Here is a 20,121-nt window from a genome sequence, read left to right as displayed (position 1 = left end):
GCGGCGTTCAGCGGTAGCTGGCAAACACTTGCGTCGCCACCTCGCCGCGCTTCATCGCGGGCGTGACCAGCAACACCTCGTAGGCATCCTTGCGGCCCTGGTACTCCGGACCGTCCATGCCCGGGCTGCCCACCGGCATGCCCGGCACCGCAAGCCCCAGTGCGCGCGGCTTTTCCTTCAGCAGGCGCTGCACGTCGCTTGCGGGTACATGGCCCTCGATCACATAGCCGCCCACCAATGCCGTGTGGCACGAGCCCAGCGCGCGCGGCAGCCCCAGCCGTGCGCGGGCACCGTTGTTGCCTACCTCGTGCACCGTGAAGTCAAAGCCATGCTGCTGCATGTGCGCCATCCAGTCCTTGCAGCAGCCGCAGCTGGGGTCTTTCCAGAGTTCCACCTGGGTGCGCCCAGGGCTGGCGGCCCAGGCGGGCAGAGCGAGGCTGCCTGCGGCCAGAGCAGCCAGCCAGTGGCGGCGGGTGAGGGGTTTGGCAGCAGGCATGTTTTCCATCCTCAAAATCGGGGTTTGCGCTTGCCATGCAAGCGCAAGAAGCTATCAAATTAGCCAGCATCTCTGGCGCATGGTCGTTGTTGGTGGCGATTCATCCGTCCGAGGTTCCCGCGCGCCGCAGCCTGAGGCCATTGGCAATCACCAGCAGGCTCACGCCCATGTCGGCAGCCACGGCCATCCACATGGTGGCGATGCCCATCACCGCCAGCAGGCAGAACGCTGCCTTGACCAGCAGCGCGGCGCTGATGTTCTGCCACAACACGCGGTGTGCGCGGCGCGACAGCGCCACCGTATCGGCCACGCGGCGCAGGTCATCGTTCATCAGCACCACGCCGGCGGTTTCCATCGCCATGCCGGTGGCGTGCTGGCCGCCCATGGCAAAGCCCAGGTCGGCAGCGGCCAGGGCCGGGGCATCGTTGATGCCGTCGCCGGTCATCGCGGTGGCGCCGCGCCGCGCTTGCAGTTCGGCCAGCGCGGTGAGCTTGTCCTCGGGCAGCAGGTTGCCGCGGGCGTCGCCGATGCCGGCCTGCGCGGCGATGGCCTGCACGGTGGCGGCGTTGTCGCCGCTGAGCACCACGGGATGAATGCCGAGTGCCTTGAGGCGCTCGATCGCCTCGGCCGCGTGTTCGCGCAGCGGGTCGGCGACCGCGAACAGGCCGTGCACGCCCGTGGCGTTCAGCAGCAGCGTGAGCGTGCGGCCCTGCTGCTCATGCTCGGACAGCAGCGTGGTGAGCGGCTCGTCGAGCAGGCCGCGCTCGCGTGCCAGGCGGGTGTTGCCCAGCGCCCAGGATTCGCCCTCCAGGATGGCCTGCACGCCACGCCCGGGCAGCGCGTTGAAATCCTGCGCCTCCAGCGGCTGGCCCTGTGTTGAGCCCTCCAGGCCTTGGACGATGGCGCGCGAGACGGGGTGGTCCGAGCGGCCGGCCAGGCTCGCCGCCAGCAGCGCAGCGCGCTCGGGCGTGCTGCCTGCCAGCGCCTGCCAGTGCACCAGGGTCGGCTCGCCGGTGGTGAGCGTGCCGGTTTTGTCGAGCGCGATGGCGCGCAGGCTGCGCGCACCCTCCAGCGCGCTGCCGCCCTTGATCAGGATGCCGCGCCGGGCGGCGGCGGTCAGTGCGCTGACCACCGTGACCGGCGTCGAAATCACCAGCGCGCATGGGCAGGCGATGACCAGCAGCGCCAGTGCTTCGTACACGGCATGCTGCCAGGTCCAGCCCATGAAGAGTGGCGCGGCAACGGCCAGCAGCAGGGCGAGGGCGAAGACGATGGGCGTGTAGACGGCGGCAAAGCGGTCGACGAAGCGCTGCGTCGGCGCGCGGCTGGCCTGCGCCTGCTCCACCACGTGCACGATGCGCGCCAGCAGGGTGCTGCTGGCGGCGGCGGTGACGCGCATCTGCAGTCCGCCCTGCTGGTTCACGCTGCCGGCGTAGAGCGGGTCGCCCACGGCCTTGTCGGCCGGTTGGCTCTCGCCGGTGATGGGCGCCTGGTTCACGCTGCTGGCGCCCTGCGTCACCGTGCCGTCCAGCGGCACGCGCGCACCAGGGGTGATGCGCAGCAGCGCGCCCAGCGGCACCTGCGCGGCGCTCTGGCGCTGCACGCTGCCATCGGCCTGCAGCACGTCAGCCATCTCGGGCGCAAGGTCCAGCAGGCCGCGGATGGCGTTGCGCGCCTTGTCCATCGCGCCGTGCTCTATGCGCTCGGCGGCCACGTACAGCGCCATCACCATCGCCGCCTCGGGCCACTGGCCGATCAGCACTGCGCCGGTGACAGCCACCGTCATAAGCGCGCTGATGCCCAGGCGCAGGGCCAGCAGGTCCTTGATGCCCGCGCGGTACACGCCCAGGCCGGAGAGGGCGATGGCCACCACGGCCAGCGCCATGCCCGGCCAGGGCTGGGCAAAGGCGTGCGCCAGCTCCGCGCCGGCGGCGAAGGCCAGCGCCAGGGCGATGCGCGGCCAGTTGGGCAGCAGGCCGTGGTCATGCCCGCCGTGATCGTGATCACCATGGCTCTCGCAGGAAGCGCAGGCGCTGGCCGGTGGGGCGTCTACTGAGGCGTGGTCGTGCTGGTGATCGTGGTCACCCGTGTGGCCGTGCGGATGGGCGTGGCTTGCGTGGTTCATGCGATGATTGGAAACCTTGAAGTCACTCCAAGGTCAAGCATGAGCGCGCAAAACCCCCACCACCGCATCGGCGAAGCGGCGCGCCTGTCGGGTGTGTCGGCTGCCAACATCCGCTATTACGAGAAGGAAGGGCTGCTGGCGGCGGGCGTACGCGGCGCCAACGGCTATCGCTTCTATAGTGACGCGGAGGTCCACCGGCTGCGCTTCGTGCGCCTGTGCCGGGCGATGGACATGTCGCTGGACGAGGTGCGCAGCTTGCTGGCGCTGGATGTGCACGGCGCGGGCGCCGACCATGCGGCCTGTGCCACGCTGGACGAGCACCTGCGCCATGTGCGTACCCGCCTGACGGAGCTGCGCACGCTGGAGCAGGCGCTGCTGGACCTGCGCAACCGCTGCGACGGCACCGGCGCGCAATGCCATGTGATCGAAGCACTGCACGCGCAGGCCGATGCGCAGCCCGTGCCCGCGCCTGCCACCGCGGGGCGACGCCATGTCTGAGAGCTTGAGAGGCAATCCCCCATGCCCGCCCTGCACGCCAAAACACCGCCCCTCTTCGTTGCAAATGCTCGCCATGGCCCGCGCCATGACTGCGCTTTGCGCCTAGATGGGCAGCGTTTTGACGCGCCTTTCGGGTACGGGCAATTTCCTCTCAAGCTCTGAGGCAAGGCGGATCGCTGCATCCGGAAAACTATCAGAACCATAGTTGCCAACGCAATGTGGTAAAGCGCTGGATGGCTTTTTGATGGTCATTCCGGCTTTGCGTATGATGGCCGCATGCACGCACCTGCAGTGAGGGGGACCCCCTGGTTTGAGCGCCTGTGGCGCGGTGCGCGCGCGCGGCTGCTGGCCTGGTGGCGCATCCTGGATCTGGGCGCGCTGGTGCTGGTGCTGCTGCTCTCGCCCTCCAGCTGGGGGCGCTCGGCGCGTGAGCGGCTGGCGCGCCAGCTCGTCACCGATACGCTGCCGATTCTGCTGGGCTTCACCGTGTTGGCGGCGCTCATCAGCCTGGTGCTCACGCGCATCGTCGTCGTCACCGCACTGAGCTACGGGCTGACGCGCTATGCACTGGAGATGGTGGTGCGCGTGCTGGTGCTGGAGCTCGTTCCCCTCACGGCGGCGCTGTTTGTCGCCATGCGCACCACGATACCCAGCGGCTCGCAGCTGGCGCGCCTGCGTGGCTCGGGCGGCGTGCAGGGCGTGGCGCTGGTGCGCGCGGAGGCGTTGCCGCGGGTTGTCGCCGGGCTGCATGCCAGCGTTACCCTGGCGGCGCTCTCCTGCGCGGTGGCGCTGGTGATGGCTTACATCGGCGTGTATGGTGCCAATCTGGCCGGACTGGCGAGCTATACGCGCCAGTTCGGGCAGATTTTCACGCCGCAGATTACGCTGGTATTTGTCGCCAAGACCCTGCTGTTCAGCCTGGCGGTGGCGCTGATTCCCATGGCCAGCGGCTTGTACGCGGCAGAATCGGCGCGACGCGGCAGTGCCGGGCTGGGTGGCTTGGCGCGCATGTTTGCGGTGCTGCTGCTGATCGAGGTGATCTCGCTCGTGGGCAACTATTACTGATGAACGACGCTTCACACCTTTTGCCGGATGAGCCGGCGCAGCCCCCGGTGGCGCATCTGCGCCTGAAGGCGACGCTGCTGTTGCTGTTCACCGGCCTGTTGATCGCCGGTTCGGTGCTCTATCTGCTGTATGCACGCGGCGCGTTCGAGGAGACCCAGCGCCTGGTGCTGCTGGCCGACGACTCCGAAGGCGTGACGGTGGGCATGGACATGACGTTTTCGGGCTTTCCCATAGGGCGGGTGCGCTCCATCGCGCTGGCCGAGGACGGCAAGGTGCATATCGCGGTGGACGTGGCGCGCCGCGAGGCCCACTGGCTGCGCGAGTCCAGCGTGTTCACGCTGGTCGGCGGGCTGATGGGCGGTGCCGCCATCCGCGCCTACAGCGGCGTGCTGGCCGATCCGCCGCTGCCCGATGGGGCTGAGCGGCCGGTGATTCGCGGCGATGTCGGGGCGGAGATTCCAGCCATCATGAGCAGCGCGCGAACGCTGCTGGACAACCTCAATCAGATCACCGCGCAAGGTTCGGAGCTGGCGCAGACCCTGGCCGAAGTGCGGCGACTGGCCGAGCGCCTGAATGCGCCCGGCGGCGCCATGGGCGTGCTGATGGGCGAGGGCGCGGACGCGCGCCAGCTGCCCGAGTTGCTGGCGCAGGCGACGCAGCTCATGCGCCAGAGCGCGGCGCTGGTGGCACGGCTGGACGGCCTGGGCGCAAAAGCCGATCGGCAGATATTTGGCAGCGACAATGAGGGCGGCCTGTTGCCCGAGGTGCGCCAGAGCGTCGCGCAGACCAGCCTGCTGCTCCAGGACGCGCGCCAGACCCTGGCCAAGGTGGACGGGGTGCTGGCCCAGGCGCAGGCGATCGGCAAGAACGCGAGCGAGGCGACGACCGATCTTGCGGGCCTGCGTGCCGAGGTCGAGGCCAATCTGCGCAAGGTCGAGGGGCTGATCAACGAGATCAACCGCAAATGGCCGTTTGCGCGCGATACGGAGCTGAAACTGCCGTGAAGCGTTTTTGCATCCTCCCATGGCTGGCGCTGCTGCTGGCGGCGTGCGGCAATGCCCCGCCGGTGCCGTCCTGGCAGCTCGACGCCCGTGGCGGCACGGACCGGGCGCTGCAGGCCTATCTTTCTGGTGACGCCAGGGTGGCCGATGTCGAATGGGCGCGCGTGCGCGCCGACGTCGCGCGCACCGGTCAGCCGGCGCTCGCCGCGCGCGTGGAGTTGTTGCGCTGCGCCGCCCAGGTGGCCAGCCTGCAGGAGCAGCCCTGCACCGGCTTTGATGCGCTGCGCCAGGATGCGGGGGCTGAGGCGGCAGCCTATGCCGATTACCTTGCCGGGCATCTGGATGCTGCGCGCGTGCCGCTGCTGCCGCAGGCCCAGCGTGCGCCGGCGCTCGACGTGGCCGCCGTGGCGCAGGTGGCGGACCCTCTCTCGCGCCTGGTGGCCGCGGGCGCGGCGTTGCGGGCGGGGCGGGCCACGCCCGAAACCCTGGTGCTGGCGACGCAAACCGCCTCGGCCCAGGGCTGGCGCCGTCCGCTGCTGGCCTGGCTGCTGCTGCGCGAGCAGCGGGCACGTGCCACCGGCGATGCGGCGCTGGCCGATGCGCTGGCGCGGCGCATCCGGCTGGTGCAATCCTCGGGTGCTGCCGTCGCGCAATGACTGCGGCGGGCTGGCGTGGGGACGTTCCCCGTGCTCAAGGCTGCAGGGTGCGGGCCAGGGCGCTGGCGGTCAAGGCCTGGCCTGCGGGCCAGGCATCGGCCAGCGCGCCGTGTCGCCAGCAGGCGCTGGCGGCGGCGTGCAGTGCCTGGTCCGTACCTGCCGGCGCTGCGGCCAGGCGCGCGCCGATGAGACCGGCGAGCACATCCCCGGTGCCGGCGGTAGCCAGCCGGGCATTGCCGGTGGAGTTGATACGCGGTGTCTGCCCGGGCGCCGCCACGATGCTGCCCGAGCCCTTGAGCACCACGGTGCAGCCGAAGCGCCGGGCCAGGGCGTTGGCGGCCCCCAGGCGGTCGGCCTGCACGGCGGCGGCGGTGCTGGCAAGCAGGCGCGCGGCCTCCAGCGGATGGGGCGTGATCACCGTGGTGCAGGCACTGCGCTGTGCGCGCGCCGTCAGCAAGTTCTGCAGGGCAGCGTCGGCCGCAATGGCATTGAGCGCATCGGCATCCAGCACCAGGCGATGGGCCTGCGTCAGCACCCGCGGCAGTGCCGCGGCCACGGCCGCGCCGCCGCCACAGCCGCAAACCACGCTGGCCTGCGCAAGGTCGATCGCCTCCAGGCGGCGCAGCATCAGCTCGGGGCTGGACGCCAGCGCGGTGGTGGCGCCGTCGTCCAGCAACGCCAGCAGCACGCGCCCCGCGCCGCCGTGCAGCGCGGCCAGTGCCGCGAGCAGGGCGGCGCCGGTCATGCCCATGCCGCGCGCCGCCAGCCCTTCGCCACCGATCACGGCCACGTCGCCATAGCTGCCCTTGTGGCCGGCGTGCAGCCGCGCTGCGGCCGCGGGCATGCCGTTCAGCAGGGCTGCCGCTGGCTCGCCGCTGGCATCAACGCCCAGAGGGTCGAACCAGACCGTTCCGGCCGCATCCCGGCCGTGGGCGGTAAACAGTCCCGGATGCAAGGTCAGCAGCGACAGCGTGTGGCGCGCGCCCGCGCCCCGGGGGCTGTCTTCAAACCCCGGCGCCCAGCCGCCGGTATCAGCGAGCAGGCCCGAGGGCAGATCGACGCTCAACAGCGTTGCGGCGCTGGCGTGCATCTGCGCCAGCCACTGCACGCACCGCTGGTCGGGTGTCTGCGCGCGCGGCTGCGCCCTCAACCCCAGACCCAGCAATGCGTCGATGCACAGGTCCTGCGGCCCCAGCAGCGGCGCCGTGTCGATGAAGCGCACGCCGGCGTTGCGGGCGCGCTGCCAGGCGGCGGCCGCGTCGGCCGGCAGCTGCTGCGGGTCGGCCAACAGGCCAACGCAGACCGGATGGCCGGCCGCCTGCAGCAGCGCCGCCGCTTCCAACCCGTCGCCGCCGTTGTTGCCGCTGCCACAGGCGATCCAGAGGCAGCGTGCGTGGGGCGCCAGGGCCAGCGCCAGGCGCGCCACCGCGGCGCCGGCTCGTTGCATCAGCGCGTGGGGCGCCAGGGCGGCGCTGGCGGCCGCTTCCAGGCGGCGGGTGGCGATGGTGTCGTGCAGCGCGTGCGGCTGCTGGCTGGAGATGCGTTGCATGGCCTGCATTGTCGCGGGGCCGGCCGCGCGGCTGCCGCAGTGCAGAGGTCTTCGGTACATTCATGCCCGGACAGCGCCTGCACCAGGGCGGGCGCGCCACAGGAGCAGACACGATGCAGGGCGCAGAGCCGATTCAACCGGGGCAGGGGCTGCGTTATGGCGCGCCGGACCTGCTGCGTGGCGTGGCGCTGGTGTGGATGACGCTCTACCACTTCGGCTTTGATCTGAGCCACTTTGGCTATTGGACGCAGGATTTCAAGGCTTCCCCGGTCTGGACCCTGCAGCGCACGGCCATCGTCAGCCTGTTCCTGCTGTGCGTCGGCCTGGGGCAGGCGATTGCCGCCAGCCAGGGCGTCGGCTGGCGCCGGTTCGGGCGGCGCTGGGCGCAGATCGCGGTGTGCGCGCTGCTGGTTTCAGCGGGTTCGTTTGCGATGTTCCCGCACAGCTTCATCTATTTCGGCGTGCTGCACGGGATTGCGCTGATGTGGCTGATCGCACGCCTGACAACCGGTTGGGGACGCTGGCTGTGGCTGGCGGGCGCCCTGGCGCTGGCCTCGCCCTGGGTGGCGCAGGGTGTGCTGGCAGGGCCGCTGGCGGCGTGGGCGCAGAGCTTCAACGGCAAGGCGCTGAACTGGATCGGCTGGATCACGCACAAGCCCTTCACCGAGGACTATGTGCCACTGTTTCCCTGGATGGGCGTGGTCTGGTGGGGCATGGCGAGCGGCCAGTGGCTGCTGGTGCACCGCACCGGCTGGCTGGCGCTGGAGCTGGGCGGTGCAGGCAGGGCGCTGACGCTGCTCGGGCGGCACAGCCTGCTGTGGTACATGCTGCACCAGCCGGTGATGATGGGAGCGCTCATTGCGCTGGGTTGGTGGTGGCGCCCGTGAAAAACCTTCGTTGGGTGGTGTGGATCGCAGCCATTGCAGCGCCAGCTCAAGCCTGCGCTTCGCGGCGCAGCAGTTCACGCTTGCGATCCACGCCCCAGCGGTAGCCGGAAATATCCCCATCGCGTCGCACGACCCGATGGCAAGGAATGGCCACGGCAATGTGGTTCATGGCACAGGCTTGCGCCACGGCGCGCACTGCCTTGGGCGAGCCGATGCGGGCGGCGATGTCCGCGTAGCTCGCCGTGATTCCCGGCGGGATCTCGCGCAATACGCGCCAGACACGCTCCTGGAAGGCCGTGCCCCGCACGTCCAGCGGCAGATGCAGCCCCATCGAGGGCACTTCGATGAAGCCCACCACCTGGGCGATCAACTGCTCGAATGCGCCGTCGCAGCCAATGAGCCCGGCCTTGGGAAACTGGTCTTGCAGGTCGCGCACCAGCCGGTCGGGGTCATCGCCCAACAGGATCGCGCAGATGCCGCGCTGGCTCTGCGCTACCAGAATGGAACCCAGCGAACACAGGCCCACCGCAAAGCGGATGACCGCGCCAGCGCCGCCTGCCCGGTATTCGCGCGCACGCATGCCCAGCAGGTCGTCCGCAGCTTCGTAGAACCGGCTGTTGGAGTTGAAGCCAGCGCCATAAATGGCATCGGTGATGCAGGCCTGGCTGCCCAACGCCTCGCGCAGCTTGCGGGCACGGTGGGCCGAGCTGTAAGCCTTGGGCGTCAAGCCGGTCTCGGCCTTGAACAGGCGATGAAAATGGAACGGGCTCATGCCCGCCGCGGCTGCCAGTGCATCGAGCTGAGGCGGTACTTCCGACGTTTCGATCATGCGGCAGGCCCGAGCCACCAAGGCGGCGCGCTCGGCAGCGGCACTGGTTTGGTCGCCGTGGGCACGCCGACTGCCACGGTAGCCTGCCGCTTCGGCAGCTTCAGTCGTATCGAAGAACTCCACGTTCTCGCGTTTGGGCAGCCGCGCCGTCGAACTCGGCTGGCAGTACACGCCCGTGGTGCGCACGGCGTAGACGAATCGGCCATCGGCCGCGGCATCGCGTGCCTGCACGGCCGCCCAGCGTTCCTCGTCGGTCTCGTAAGCAATGGTCGTAGTCATGGCAGATGTCCTGTGCTCATCCAACGTGGTCAGAATACGCAGGACTTCGGTCGCAAGCACTCCGATTCTTGCTGTCAATCTCTGTTGGGCGGGAAGGCGCCACAGGTACCCGAGCACCATGGTGCAATGAAAAACGCGGCCTGAAGCCGCGTTTTCGGGTGAGAGCGCAAGAGGCTTACTCCACCTTGGCCTTGGAGCGCAGTTCCTGCTGGAATTGCGCCAGCTTTTGCTGTTCGAGCTGCTGGCGGATCTGGGCCTTCACGTCGTCGAGCTTGGGCAGTTGTGCGTCGCGGATGTCGTTCAGGCGGATGATGTGCCAGCCGAACTGGCTCTTGACCGGCTCCTGCGTGATCTTGCCCTTTTCGAGCTTGATCATGGCTTCGGTGAACTCGGGCACGTAGCTGCTCGGGTTGGCCCAGCCCAGGTCACCGCCCTTGGCGCCGGAGCCAGGGTCCTTGGATTCCTTCTTGGCGATGTCTTCAAACTTCGCGCCCTTATTCAGCTGCGCGATGATGTCCTTGGCCTGGTCTTCCTTCTCGACCAGGATGTGGCTGGCCTCGTACTCCTTGCCGGCGCTGGCGGCGGCGAACTTGTCGTACTCGGCCTTGACATCGGCATCCGACACCGGGTTCTTCTTCTGGTAATCGGCGAACAGCTCGCGGATCAGCAGCGCTTGGCGCGCCAGCTCCATCTGGTCCTTGAAGTCCTGGCTGTTCTGCAGGCCACGCTTCTGGGCTTCCTGCATGAAGACCTCACGCGCAATGACTTCTTCCTTGATCTGGTTCTTCAGTTCAGGCGTGATCGGGCGCCCGGAGTGCTCGATTTGCTTTTGCAGCTGATCGGCACGGGCCGTGGGAACCGCCTTGCCATTGACGACGGCGAGGTTCTGGGCAGCCGCGGGCAGTGCCGTGGCGCCAACGAGAGCAACGGCCAGCAGGCCGGACAGGAGCTTGTTGTGCATGGAAATGATGCGAGGAGGGAAAAGGAGGGAAAGCGGCGCGGCCGCTGGGAGATAGGGACGGATCAGAGAACTTCAATGGCGATCGCGTGGGCGCCTTGGTCGATGAAGGGGCGCAGCGCATCATACACAAGCCGGTGCTGTGCCACGCGGCGCAGACCGACAAGCTGCGGCGCCGCGATGCGCACGCGAAAATGAGTGCCAAAGCCGGTGCCATTGGCGCCTGCATGGCCTTTGTGCTGCCAGCTTTCGTCCAGCACCTCCAGTTGGCTGGGCGCCAGCGATTGCCGCAGCGCGGCGTCCATGGCTTCGGCGGTCACCGCGTTGCCGGTGGGGGGTGCAGGGGGTTGGCTCATTTCGAGGCTCCCGGTGGCGCCGCCTCGGGCGCTTCAACCATATGGCGTGCGATGTACAGGCCTTGACCAATGATGAAGGCGACGGGAAAGACATAGCCCCAGAGCTTGAAGTCCATCCAGGCGTCGGTGGAGAAGTACGCTGCGACGTAGCCGTTGATCACCGCCATGAACAGGCAGTAGCCTATCCAGGCGATCGAGAGCTGCTGCCAGATCTGCGGCGGCAGGGCGATCTGGCTGCCCAGCATGATCTTGAGAAAATTCTTGTGGTAGACCCACAGCGCAATCGCCAGCGCCAGCGCCATGGCGGCGTAGAGCACGGTAGGTTTCCATTTGATGAAGCGTTCGTCCTGCAGCACCAGGGTCAGGGTGCCAAAGAGCAGGATCAGCACCAGCGTGGCCTTGTGCATGGTGCTGAGTTTCTTGTCCAGCCACCAGACGATGGCCATCTGCACCACTGTAGTGGCCATCAGCACGGCCGTGCCGACGTAGATGCCGTGCCACTTGTAGGCAGCGAAGAACAGAAGTATGGGGATGAAGTCGAGCAGCAGGCGCATGGCGGGCTGGATTATCGCGGCTCGAAGTCCAGCGAGGCGGAATTCATGCAATAGCGCAGGCCGGTGGGGGCTGGCCCGTCGTTGAACACATGGCCCAGGTGGGCGCCGCATTGGGCGCAGGTGGTCTCGGTGCGCAGCATGCCGTGGCTGCGGTCCACCGTCTCGCGGATGCTGCCCGGGATGGCTTCGGAAAAACTGGGCCAGCCGCAGCCGGCGTCGAATTTGGTGCCGGCTTCGAACAGCTTGGCGCCGCAGCAGATGCAGTGGTAGCTGCCGTCGGCCCAGTGACGCTCGTACTTGCCCGAGAACGGCCGCTCGGTCGCGGCATGGCGCGTGATCTGAAAGGCGCCCGGCTCGGCCTGCTTGGCGGCCAGTTCGGTGCGCCATTCGTCTTCGGATTTCTGGATGGGATAGGTCATGAGGAACAGCTCAGTACAAGAGAGGAAGCCCAGGCGGGCGGCGGTCCGGCCCAGGCATCGTGCTGCGGATGCTCGTCAAATGGACGCGCCAGCAGCGTTTGCAAGGTTTGGAGTGGCTGGAAGTCGCCAAGTTTCGCCGCACGTATCGCCTGTTCGGCGAGGTGGTTGCGCAGCACGAATTTCGGGTTGGATTGCAGCATCAAATCGGCCTGCAGCGCACGGCTGTCCTGCGCAAGCAGCTTCTGATAAGAGAGCATCCAGTGCTGGAACGCATCGCGTTCCTTGAACAGAGCGAGCACCGGCGCGTGGTGGCCGGTGGCCACCATCAGCGACAGGCGGCGCCAGAACAGCGGGTAGTCCACCGCGTCTTGCGCCATCAGCCGCAGCAGGTCGGCGAGCAGCGCCTCGTCGCCTTCGCGCGGCTGGCGCAAGCCGAGCTTGGCGCGCATGCAGACTAGGTACTGCGCCGTGAAGGTATCGGCATAGCCGTCCAGCGCCGCCTGCGCGCTTTCGATGTCGCCAATCAGCGGCACCAGCGCCTGTGCCAGGCAGCGCAGGTTCCAGTGCGCGACGGCGGGCTGCTGGTCAAACGCATAACGGCCGTAGCGGTCCGTGTGGTTGCAGATGTGCTGCGGCCCAAAAGCGTCCATGAACTGGAATGGGCCGTAGTCGAGCGTCAGCCCGAGGATGCTCATGTTGTCGGTGTTCATCACGCCGTGCATGAAGCCCACGGCCTGCCATTGGGCGATGAGACGCGCCGTGCGTTCGCTCACGGCATGCAGCAGCGCGGCATGGGCGTTGCCGCCAAAGCCTTCGGCGTCGCGGCATTCGGGGTAGTAGCGCGCAATGACGTAGTCGGCCAGCCGGCGCAGGTCTTCGATCTGACCGCGCGCGGCGAAGTGCTCGAAGTGGCCGAAGCGGATGAAGCTGGGCGCTACGCGCGTGACGACGGCGGCGGTTTCGATTTCTTCACGCCGTACGGGCGTGGGCGAGCCGATCAGCGCCAGCGCGCGCGTGGTCGGCACCCCGAGCCCGTGCAGCGCAATGCCGGCCAGGTATTCGCGGATGGACGAGCGCAGCACTGCGCGGCCATCGGCGCCGCGCGAATAGGGCGTGCGCCCGCTGCCCTTGAGCTGGATCTCCTGGCCCAGCGCTGTTTCACCCAGCAGCAGTGCGCGCCCATCGCCGAGCTGCCCTGCCCAGGTGCCGAATTGATGCCCGCTGTACACGCTGGCCAGCGGCGTGCTGCCCGGCAGCAGCGCATTGCCGCTGAAGACGGCCAGCGCCGCTTCGCTGCCCATCCATTCGGGCGACAGGCCCAGCAGCGCGGCCACGTCAGGGTCGGCCGCGACCCAATGCGGGTCTTGCAGCGGCGTGGGCGCAAGGCGCGTGAAGAAGGCTTCGCCCAGCGCCGCAAAGCCTTCTTGCCATTGCAGGACGGCGTTGGTGTCACTCGGGCGGGCAGGAGTTGCCATGGTGCTGGACATGGCGGCATTGTCCTTCAGCATGCCCTGTGGCGCAGGCTGCGGAATCATGTCCGGTGGGTGACACCACGGCAGCGCCACAGCGGCGCTCGCGCGCCCCAGGCCCGCGGAGGCGGCGCTACCATTGCGTCGTTTATTTCACCCAACAAACCTGCAAGGAGACACCATGCTGCTGGGACAGATGCAGAACCAACCCCTTTTGACGTCGATGCTGATGGATTTCGCGGCGCGACACCATAGCGACGGCGAGATCGTCTCGCGCCGCGTCGAGGGCGACATTCACCGCTATACCTATGCCGATCTGGCCAGGCGCTCGAAGCAGTTGGCCAATGCGCTGGAGGCCAGCGGCACGCAGCAGGGCGACCGCATTGCGTCCATCGCGTGGAATGGCTACCGCCACATGGAGCTGTACTTCGGCGTGGCGGGTTCCGGGCGCGTGATGCACACGCTCAACCCGCGCCTGCACCCCACGCAGCTGGTGTGGATCGTGAACCATGCCGAGGACAAGGTGGTGTGTTTCGACGCCACCTTCCTGCCGCTGGTGCAGGCGGTGCATGCCAAGTGCCCGACGGTGAAGACCTGGGTGCTGCTGTGCGACGCCGACAAGCTGCCCGCGGACAGCGGCATTCCGGGCCTGCTGAGCTACGAGGCCTGGATTGCCGGGCAGTCCGACCAATACGCCTGGCCGCAGCTGGACGAGAACACCGCCGCCGGCCTGTGCTACACCAGCGGCACCACGGGCGACCCCAAGGGCGCGCTCTACAGCCACCGCTCGACCGTGCTGCACGCCTACGGCGGCGCGCTGCCCGATGCCTTGAACCTGTCGGCGCGCGATTCGATGATGCCGGTGGTGCCGATGTTCCACGTCAACGCCTGGGGCCTGCCGTATGGCGCGGCGCTCACCGGCTGCAAGGTGGTCTTCCCCGGCCCGGCGATGGATGGCAAATCGATCTACGAGCTGATGGAGTCCGAGCAGGTGACGATGGCGGCCGGCGTGCCCACCATCTGGCAGATGCTGCTGGGGCACCTGGGCGCCAACAAGCTCAGGTTCAGCACGCTCACGCGCACCGTCATCGGCGGCTCGGCCTGCCCGCCGGCGATGATCGACACCTTCCGCGAGCAATACGGCGTGGACGTGCTGCACGCCTGGGGCATGACGGAGACCAGCCCGCTGGGCACGGTCTGCACGCTCAAGAACAAGCAGCTGCATCTGCCCGCGGCCGAGCAGCTGCACATCCGTACCAAGCAGGGCCGCGCGATCTTTGGCGTGGACATGAAGATCGTGGGCGACAACGGCGAGGACCAGCCCTGGGACGGCAAGACCTATGGCGACCTGCTGGTGCGCGGGCCGTGGATCATGGACCACTACTTCAAGATGGAGGGCAGCCCGCTGGTCAAGGACGCGCAGGGCCGCGGCTGGTTCCCCACGGGCGACGTGGCCACCATCGATGCCGATGGCTTCATGCAGATCACCGACCGCAGCAAGGACGTGATCAAGTCCGGCGGCGAGTGGATCAGCTCGATCGACATCGAGAACGTCGCGATGGCGCACCCCGCGGTGGCGATGGCGGCCTGCGTGGGCATGCCGCACCCCAAGTGGGACGAGCGCCCCATCATCGCCGTGGTCAAGAAGCCCGATGCGCAGGTGACGCGCGACGAGCTCATCGCCTTCTACGAAGGCAAGATCGCCAAGTGGCAGATTCCGGACGACGTGGTGTTCGTCGAGGCGATCCCGCTGGGCGCCACCGGCAAGATGCAGAAGAGCAAGCTGCGCGAACAGCTCAAGGATTACAAGCTGCCGGGGCTTTGATGCGCGCGGCCTGCCCGGCCCTGCAGTCATCCATGTGACTGAATCGGTTCAAAACCCGGGCAAACCCTGAAATGCCGGAGCGGAGGTCTCCTGTAGGCTATGGCGCCATGCCAACCCCTGCAGGAGACACTATGCATTTCACTATCAAGATGATGGCTGCTTGCGCAGCGCTGGCGTGCGCTGGCGCGGCTTTTGCTCAAAGCGGGCAAACCGTCAAGATCGCCATGATCGAGGGCCTGTCCGGCCCCATGGGCCCGGTGGGCACCAACCAGCTCAAGAGCTGGCAGTACGTGGCCGAGCATCTGAATGCCGCCGAGAACCCCGCCGGCATCAAGTTCGAGGTCGTGCCCATGGACAGCAAGAGCTCGCCGCAGGAGGCGCTGAACCTGCTGAAGTCGGCCGTGGACCAGGGCATCCGCTACGTCGCGCAGGGCAACGGTTCGAACGTGGGGGTGCCGCTGTCCGACGCGGTGGGCAAGAGCAACGAGCGCAACCCCGGCAAGGAGGTGGTCTACATCAACTACGCCGCGGTCGATCCGGCCCTGACCAACGAGAAGTGCAACTACTGGCACTTCCGCTTTGACGCCGACCTGACCAGCTTCATGAAGGACCAGAAGGACATCCACAAGGTGTATCTGGTCAACCAGAACTATTCGCACGGCCACCAGGTGGCCAAGTATTTCAAGGAAGGCATAGAGCGCAACCGCCCGGACGTGAAAATCGTTGGCGAGGACTATGTGGCGCTCGGTCAGGTCAAGGATTTCGCGCCCTACGTCGCCAAGATCAAGGCAGCGGGCGCCGACACGCTGGTGACCGGCAGCTGGGGGCAGGATTTCACGCTGCTGGTGAAGGCGATGAACGATGCCGGACTGGCCATCCCGATCTACGCCTACTACGCCGGTGTGACGGGTACGCCCACCGCACTGTCGCAGGGCAAGATCGCCGAGGTCTACCAGATCGCCTACAACCATTCGAACTACACCGGCCGCATGGGCGAGCTGACCAAGGGTTTCAAGGCACAGTACAACGACGATTTCTACACCTTCTCGGTCTACAACGGCCTGGTGGCGCTGTCGGACGCCATGGCCAAAACCAAGTCCACCGACCCGGTGAAGGTGGCGAAGGCGCTGGAGGGTCTGCGTTTTGAAGGTTTCAATGGCGAGACGCAGATTCGTGCAACCGACCATCAAAGCCAGCTGGGCATGTGGATCTCCAAATGGCAGAAGATCGACGCCAAGAACAGCTACAACCTCGAGAACACCGGCTATACCTTTGCGCCGGTCAAATACCTGGAGCCCTACATCGCCAGCACGCCCACCAGCTGCCAGATGAAGCGGCCTTCCTGATTCGACTCAATCGTGTCTGAAAGACGTCGGGACTTCGTGCCCGGCGTCGTCTGCTGCCGCGCCCAACGATGGAATTTTTCTCGATCTCGCTGCTCAACGGCCTGAGCTACGGGCTGATGCTGTTTATGCTCAGCTCGGGCCTGACGCTGATCTTCAGCATGATGGGGGTGCTCAACTTCGCGCACGCCAGTTTCTACATGCTGGGCGCGTACTTCGCATTCATGCTTTCGGGGCAAATCGGCTACTGGCCCGCGCTTTTCATTGCGCCGCTGCTGGTGGGCCTGCTGGGGGCGGTGTTTGAGCAGGTCTGCCTGCGCCGCGTGCACCGCTTTGGCCATGTGCCCGAACTGCTGGTCACCTTCGGCCTGTCCTACCTGGTGCTGGAGCTGGTGCAGCTCGTCTGGGGCCGCAACGTCGTGCCCTATGGCCTGCCCGAACAGCTGCAGGGGCCGCTGTTCACGCTCTACGGCACACAGTTTCCCAAGTCGCGCGCCTTCATCATGCTGGTGGCGGTGCTGATGCTGGGCGGTATCTGGCTGGTGCTGACGCGCACGCGCATCGGGTTGGTGATCCAGGCGGCGCTCACGCACCCGGACACGGTGCAGGCGCTGGGGCACAACGTGCCGCGCGTGTTCATGCTGGTGTTTGGCGGCGGCGCGGCGCTGGCGGCACTCGCTGGCGTGGTCGCGGGCAACACCTACGTCACGGAACCGGCGATGGCTTATGCAGTGGGCTCCATCATCTTCGTGGTGGTGGTGGTTGGCGGCATGGGTTCGCTGGCGGGCGCCTTCCTGGCGTCCATCCTCATCGGCGTGGTGCAGACCTTCGCGGTGGCCATCGATACCTCGCTGGCCGACCTGCTGCGGGTGATCGGCGTGCAGGTGGCGAGCGGCAACCCTCTGGAGCAGGCGCTGCGCCTCACGGTCTCGCAGATCGCGCCCATGCTGCCCTACCTTTTCATGGTGCTGATCCTGATCCTGCGCCCGCGCGGGCTCATGGGCAAGCGGGAGGAGTGAGGTGGACGGCCCAATGCTTGTTTCTTCTTCGCGCGGCCGCTGGCTCACCTGGGGTGGCTACGCAGCGGTGCTGATCGCCGCGCCGCTGGTGTTTCGCAGCAGCCTGGCGGTGAACATGCTCTCGCAGATGGGTTTTCTCATCATCATCTGCCTCTCCTACAACCTGCTGCTGGGGCAGGGCGGCATGCTGAGCTTCGGGCATGCGGTGTATACCGGGCTGGGCGGCTATGCGGCGGTGGCGGCGATCAGCCATGTGGATGCGCACGGCATAGCCGTCCCGCTGGTGCTGATGCCCCTGGTGGGCGGCTTCATGGGGGCGCTCATCGCCGTGCCGCTGGGCTATGTTTCCACGCGCAAGGCGGGCTTGACGTTCGCAATGATTTCGCTCGGCATTGGCGAGCTGGTGGTGGCCTTTGCCATCATGCTGCCCGACCTGTTCGGCGGCGATGGCGGCATCTCCATCAACCGCACCTATGGCAAGCCTTTGGCGGGCATCAACTTCGGCCCGCAGATCCAGCTCTATTACCTGATAGCGGCCTACTGCTTCGTCTGCACCGCGCTGATGTACGCGTTCACCGCCACACCGCTGGGACGCATGCTCAATGCCGTGCGCGACAACCCCGAGCGCGCGCAATTCGTCGGCTACAACACGCAACTGGTGCGCTGGTACAGCTTCATCATCGCGGGTTTTTTTGCCGGTATCGGCGGCGCGCTGGGCACCATCAATTTCGAAATTTTCAATGCCGCCGATTCGCTCAGCGGCCTGCGCTCGGGCGCTTACCTGCTGTTCACCTTTTTGGGCGGCGTCACGTTTTTCTTCGGTCCCATCATCGGCGCGGTGCTGATGGTGATCGCGACGGTGCTGCTCTCGGAGCTGACCAGCGCCTGGCTGCTGTATCTGGGCCTGGTGTTCGTGCTGATGATCATGTATGCGCCCGGCGGCATCGCCAGCCTCGTGATGATGAACGTGCACATGGCGCGCATGGGCAAGCTGGGCCGGTTTGCCGGGCTGTACGGCGCGCTGTTGCTGGCCTGTGCGCTGCTGCTGCTGGGGGTTGCGCCGCTGATCGAGATGGTCTATCACCTGCAGCTCAACGCCGGCGCGGGCAGCGTCATCACTTTTTTCGGCCTGTCGCTTGACGCTGCGACTGCCGGCCCCTGGATCGGCAGCACGGTCGTGGCGCTGCTGGGCGCGCTGGCGGTGCACCAGGCGGGCAAGCGCTTTGCGTTGGCCTGGGGCAGAGCGCAGGAAGAAATCCAGGCCGAGCTGCAAGGTGCGGGAGCGGCGACATGACCTGCGCACTGGAGCTGAAAAATCTCTGCAAGAGCTTTGGTCGCACGGAAATCATCCGCGGCGCCAACCTCGCGGTGCGGCCAGGCGAGCGCGTGGCCATCATCGGGCCCAACGGCGCCGGCAAGTCCACGCTCTTCAATCTGATCAGCGGGCGGCTGTTGCCCACCAGTGGCGAGGTGCACCTCAATGGCCAGCGCATTGATGGCAAGAGGCCGCACGAGATCAACCGCCTGGGCCTTTCGCGCAGCTTTCAGATCACCAACATCTTTCCGCGCCTGAGCGTGTTCGAGAACCTGCGCTGCGCGGTGCTCTGGAGCCTGGGCTATCGCTACACTTTTCTGCGCTTTCTCTCGGGCTTGGAGGATGCGAATGCGCGCGCCAACCAGTTGCTGGTGCAGGTCGGCCTGGCTGCCAAGCGCGACGTGCAGGCCGTCAACCTCACCTATGCCGAACAGCGCGCCCTGGAGATCGGCATCACCATCGCCGGCGGCGCGCAGGTCATCCTGCTGGACGAACCCACCGCCGGCATGAGCACCACCGAGACGGCGCATTTCATCCGCCTGATCCGCGAGGTGACCGAGGGCAAGACGCTGCTGACCGTGGAACACGACATGGGCGTGGTGTTCGGCCTGGCGGACCGGATCGCCGTCGTCGTCTATGGCGAGGTGATCGCGTTCGACACCCCCGAGGCCATCCGCGCCAACCCGCGGGTGCAGGAGGCTTATCTCGGCTCGCCCGTGGCCGAGGCGCAAGGAGGCGTGCACTGATGCTGCAAGTGAGGGATCTGCAGGCCTGGTACGGCAAAAGCCATGTGCTGCATGGCGTGAACCTTGCGGTGCAGCCGGGCGAGATCGTTGCCCTGCTCGGGCGCAACGGCTCGGGCCGTTCCACCTGCGCCAAGGCCATCATGGGCATGGTGCACGCTGCCGGGCAGCTGCGCTTCAAAGAGCAGGACTTGCTGGGCAAAAAGCCCTTCGAGATTGCCCACCTGGGCCTGGGCTACGTGCCCGAGAGCCGTGACATCTTTCCGCGCCTGACGGTGCACCAGAACCTGATGCTGGGCCAGAAGGGCAGCGGGCGCGCCAGCCGCTGGAACTTCGACGACATGTACGCGATGTTCCCGCGCCTGAAAGAGCGCTGCAGCGTCGAGGCCGGGCTGCTCTCCGGCGGCGAGCAGCAGATGCTGACGCTGTGCCGCACGCTGATGGGTGACCCGGATTGCATCCTCATCGACGAGCCCACCGAGGGCCTCGCACCCAAGATCGTCGAACAGGTCGGGCAGTATCTGCAGCGTCTGCAGGAACGCGGCATTGCCGTGCTGCTCATCGAGCAAAAGCTCACGATTGCGATGCACATTTCCAACCGGGTGCTGGTCATGGGGCACGGCCGCATCGTGTTCGAAGGTACGCCCGACGCGCTGCGCGCCGATGCGCAGGTGCGCAAGGAGTGGCTCGAAGTCTGATACGGCTTCGCCTTCAAACGTATAACTGCGTTGGTTC

At 67.1% G+C, this 20,121-nt stretch carries 20 protein-coding genes; 11 read left to right on the top strand and 9 right to left on the bottom strand.

Going from position 1 to position 20,121, the window contains the following annotated elements; all coding sequences use genetic code 11:
* Nucleotides 1-7 precede the first annotated feature (7 nt).
* Together ABS45_RS11085 and ABS45_RS11080 are read right to left on the bottom strand one after the other, a co-directional pair.
* The gene (locus ABS45_RS11085; RefSeq protein ID WP_291555592.1) at nucleotides 8-496 is read right to left on the bottom strand and encodes a DUF411 domain-containing protein; all 489 of its coding nucleotides are present in this window, start codon (nucleotides 494-496) and stop codon (nucleotides 8-10) included.
* 100 nt (nucleotides 497-596) lie between these two features.
* Nucleotides 597-2,621, bottom strand: a complete 2,025-nt coding sequence (locus ABS45_RS11080; protein ID WP_291555591.1) for a heavy metal translocating P-type ATPase — start codon at nucleotides 2,619-2,621, stop codon at nucleotides 597-599.
* A gap of 39 nt (nucleotides 2,622-2,660) precedes the next feature.
* On the opposite strand from ABS45_RS11080, the gene ABS45_RS11075 reads away from it, so the two are divergent.
* The 4 genes from ABS45_RS11075 (at nucleotide 2,661) to ABS45_RS11060 (ending at nucleotide 5,841) form a co-directional block, all read left to right on the top strand.
* The gene (locus ABS45_RS11075) at nucleotides 2,661-3,119 is read left to right on the top strand and encodes a Cd(II)/Pb(II)-responsive transcriptional regulator (RefSeq protein WP_291555590.1); all 459 of its coding nucleotides are present in this window, start codon (nucleotides 2,661-2,663) and stop codon (nucleotides 3,117-3,119) included.
* A gap of 276 nt (nucleotides 3,120-3,395) precedes the next feature.
* The gene (locus tag ABS45_RS11070) at nucleotides 3,396-4,184 is read left to right on the top strand and encodes an ABC transporter permease (protein WP_291555589.1); all 789 of its coding nucleotides are present in this window, start codon (nucleotides 3,396-3,398) and stop codon (nucleotides 4,182-4,184) included.
* Nucleotides 4,184-5,188, top strand: coding sequence for an MlaD family protein (locus ABS45_RS11065; protein WP_291555588.1), 1,005 nt, complete (start codon nucleotides 4,184-4,186; stop codon nucleotides 5,186-5,188). The genes ABS45_RS11070 and ABS45_RS11065 overlap by 1 nt, the downstream gene beginning before the upstream one ends.
* Complete coding sequence (locus tag ABS45_RS11060; protein WP_291555587.1) at nucleotides 5,185-5,841, top strand: hypothetical protein; 657 nt, start codon at nucleotides 5,185-5,187, stop codon at nucleotides 5,839-5,841. The genes ABS45_RS11065 and ABS45_RS11060 overlap by 4 nt, the downstream gene beginning before the upstream one ends.
* 34 nt (nucleotides 5,842-5,875) lie before the next feature.
* Here the strand turns inward: ABS45_RS11060 and ABS45_RS11055 are convergent, their stop codons facing one another.
* Complete coding sequence (locus ABS45_RS11055; protein ID WP_291555586.1) at nucleotides 5,876-7,390, bottom strand: NAD(P)H-hydrate dehydratase; 1,515 nt, start codon at nucleotides 7,388-7,390, stop codon at nucleotides 5,876-5,878.
* A gap of 113 nt (nucleotides 7,391-7,503) precedes the next feature.
* Between ABS45_RS11055 and ABS45_RS11050 the strand changes: the two genes are divergently transcribed.
* Entirely contained in the window at nucleotides 7,504-8,277 is a 774-nt protein-coding gene (locus tag ABS45_RS11050) for a heparan-alpha-glucosaminide N-acetyltransferase (RefSeq protein ID WP_291555616.1), read from the top strand.
* A 46-nt stretch (nucleotides 8,278-8,323) separates the two neighbouring features.
* Here the strand turns inward: ABS45_RS11050 and ada are convergent, their stop codons facing one another.
* The 6 genes from ada to ABS45_RS11020 all read right to left on the bottom strand — a co-directional run bounded on the left by ada (nucleotide 8,324) and on the right by ABS45_RS11020 (nucleotide 13,159).
* Nucleotides 8,324-9,385 carry a bifunctional DNA-binding transcriptional regulator/O6-methylguanine-DNA methyltransferase Ada gene (gene ada / locus ABS45_RS11045; RefSeq protein WP_291555585.1) on the bottom strand — a complete coding sequence of 354 codons (1,062 nt, stop codon included), beginning with the start codon at nucleotides 9,383-9,385 and terminating at the stop codon, nucleotides 8,324-8,326.
* Between the two features lie 175 nt (nucleotides 9,386-9,560).
* A complete protein-coding gene (locus ABS45_RS11040; RefSeq protein WP_291555584.1) occupies nucleotides 9,561-10,346 on the bottom strand; it encodes a peptidylprolyl isomerase in 786 nt (261 codons plus the stop codon).
* Nucleotides 10,347-10,408: 62 nt separating this feature from the next.
* Nucleotides 10,409-10,699 carry a BolA family protein gene (locus ABS45_RS11035; RefSeq protein WP_291555583.1) on the bottom strand — a complete coding sequence of 97 codons (291 nt, stop codon included), beginning with the start codon at nucleotides 10,697-10,699 and terminating at the stop codon, nucleotides 10,409-10,411.
* The gene (locus ABS45_RS11030) at nucleotides 10,696-11,253 is read right to left on the bottom strand and encodes a septation protein A (protein ID WP_291555582.1); all 558 of its coding nucleotides are present in this window, start codon (nucleotides 11,251-11,253) and stop codon (nucleotides 10,696-10,698) included. Before ABS45_RS11030 ends, ABS45_RS11035 begins: the two co-directional genes overlap by 4 nt.
* 11 nt (nucleotides 11,254-11,264) lie before the next feature.
* Nucleotides 11,265-11,672: a peptide-methionine (R)-S-oxide reductase MsrB gene (gene msrB / locus ABS45_RS11025; protein WP_291555581.1), complete on the bottom strand. Its 408-nt coding sequence runs from the start codon at nucleotides 11,670-11,672 to the stop codon at nucleotides 11,265-11,267.
* Nucleotides 11,669-13,159 carry a protein adenylyltransferase SelO gene (locus ABS45_RS11020; protein WP_291555615.1) on the bottom strand — a complete coding sequence of 497 codons (1,491 nt, stop codon included), beginning with the start codon at nucleotides 13,157-13,159 and terminating at the stop codon, nucleotides 11,669-11,671. Before ABS45_RS11020 ends, msrB begins: the two co-directional genes overlap by 4 nt.
* A 166-nt stretch (nucleotides 13,160-13,325) precedes the next feature.
* On the opposite strand from ABS45_RS11020, the gene ABS45_RS11015 reads away from it, so the two are divergent.
* From ABS45_RS11015 to ABS45_RS10990, 6 genes are all read left to right on the top strand, one after another.
* On the top strand, nucleotides 13,326-14,966 hold the full coding sequence (locus tag ABS45_RS11015; protein ID WP_291555614.1) for a 3-(methylthio)propionyl-CoA ligase: 1,641 nt from the start codon (nucleotides 13,326-13,328) through the stop codon (nucleotides 14,964-14,966).
* A 131-nt stretch (nucleotides 14,967-15,097) separates the two neighbouring features.
* Nucleotides 15,098-16,312, top strand: a complete 1,215-nt coding sequence (locus tag ABS45_RS11010; protein ID WP_291555580.1) for a branched-chain amino acid ABC transporter substrate-binding protein — start codon at nucleotides 15,098-15,100, stop codon at nucleotides 16,310-16,312.
* 68 nt (nucleotides 16,313-16,380) lie between these two features.
* Nucleotides 16,381-17,328, top strand: a complete 948-nt coding sequence (locus tag ABS45_RS11005; protein ID WP_291555579.1) for a branched-chain amino acid ABC transporter permease — start codon at nucleotides 16,381-16,383, stop codon at nucleotides 17,326-17,328.
* Between the two features lie 13 nt (nucleotides 17,329-17,341).
* Nucleotides 17,342-18,622: a branched-chain amino acid ABC transporter permease gene (locus ABS45_RS11000; RefSeq protein ID WP_291555578.1), complete on the top strand. Its 1,281-nt coding sequence runs from the start codon at nucleotides 17,342-17,344 to the stop codon at nucleotides 18,620-18,622.
* Entirely contained in the window at nucleotides 18,619-19,389 is a 771-nt protein-coding gene (locus ABS45_RS10995) for an ABC transporter ATP-binding protein (protein ID WP_291555577.1), read from the top strand. Before ABS45_RS11000 ends, ABS45_RS10995 begins: the two co-directional genes overlap by 4 nt.
* Nucleotides 19,389-20,084, top strand: coding sequence for an ABC transporter ATP-binding protein (locus tag ABS45_RS10990; RefSeq protein WP_291555576.1), 696 nt, complete (start codon nucleotides 19,389-19,391; stop codon nucleotides 20,082-20,084). The genes ABS45_RS10995 and ABS45_RS10990 overlap by 1 nt, the downstream gene beginning before the upstream one ends.
* Nucleotides 20,085-20,121 lie beyond the last annotated feature (37 nt).

It is taken from the genome of Comamonas sp. SCN 65-56 (assembly GCF_001724135.1).
Lineage (GTDB): Bacteria > Pseudomonadota > Gammaproteobacteria > Burkholderiales > Burkholderiaceae_C > Comamonas_C.
This window is presented reverse-complemented; position numbering and strand designations above follow the sequence as displayed.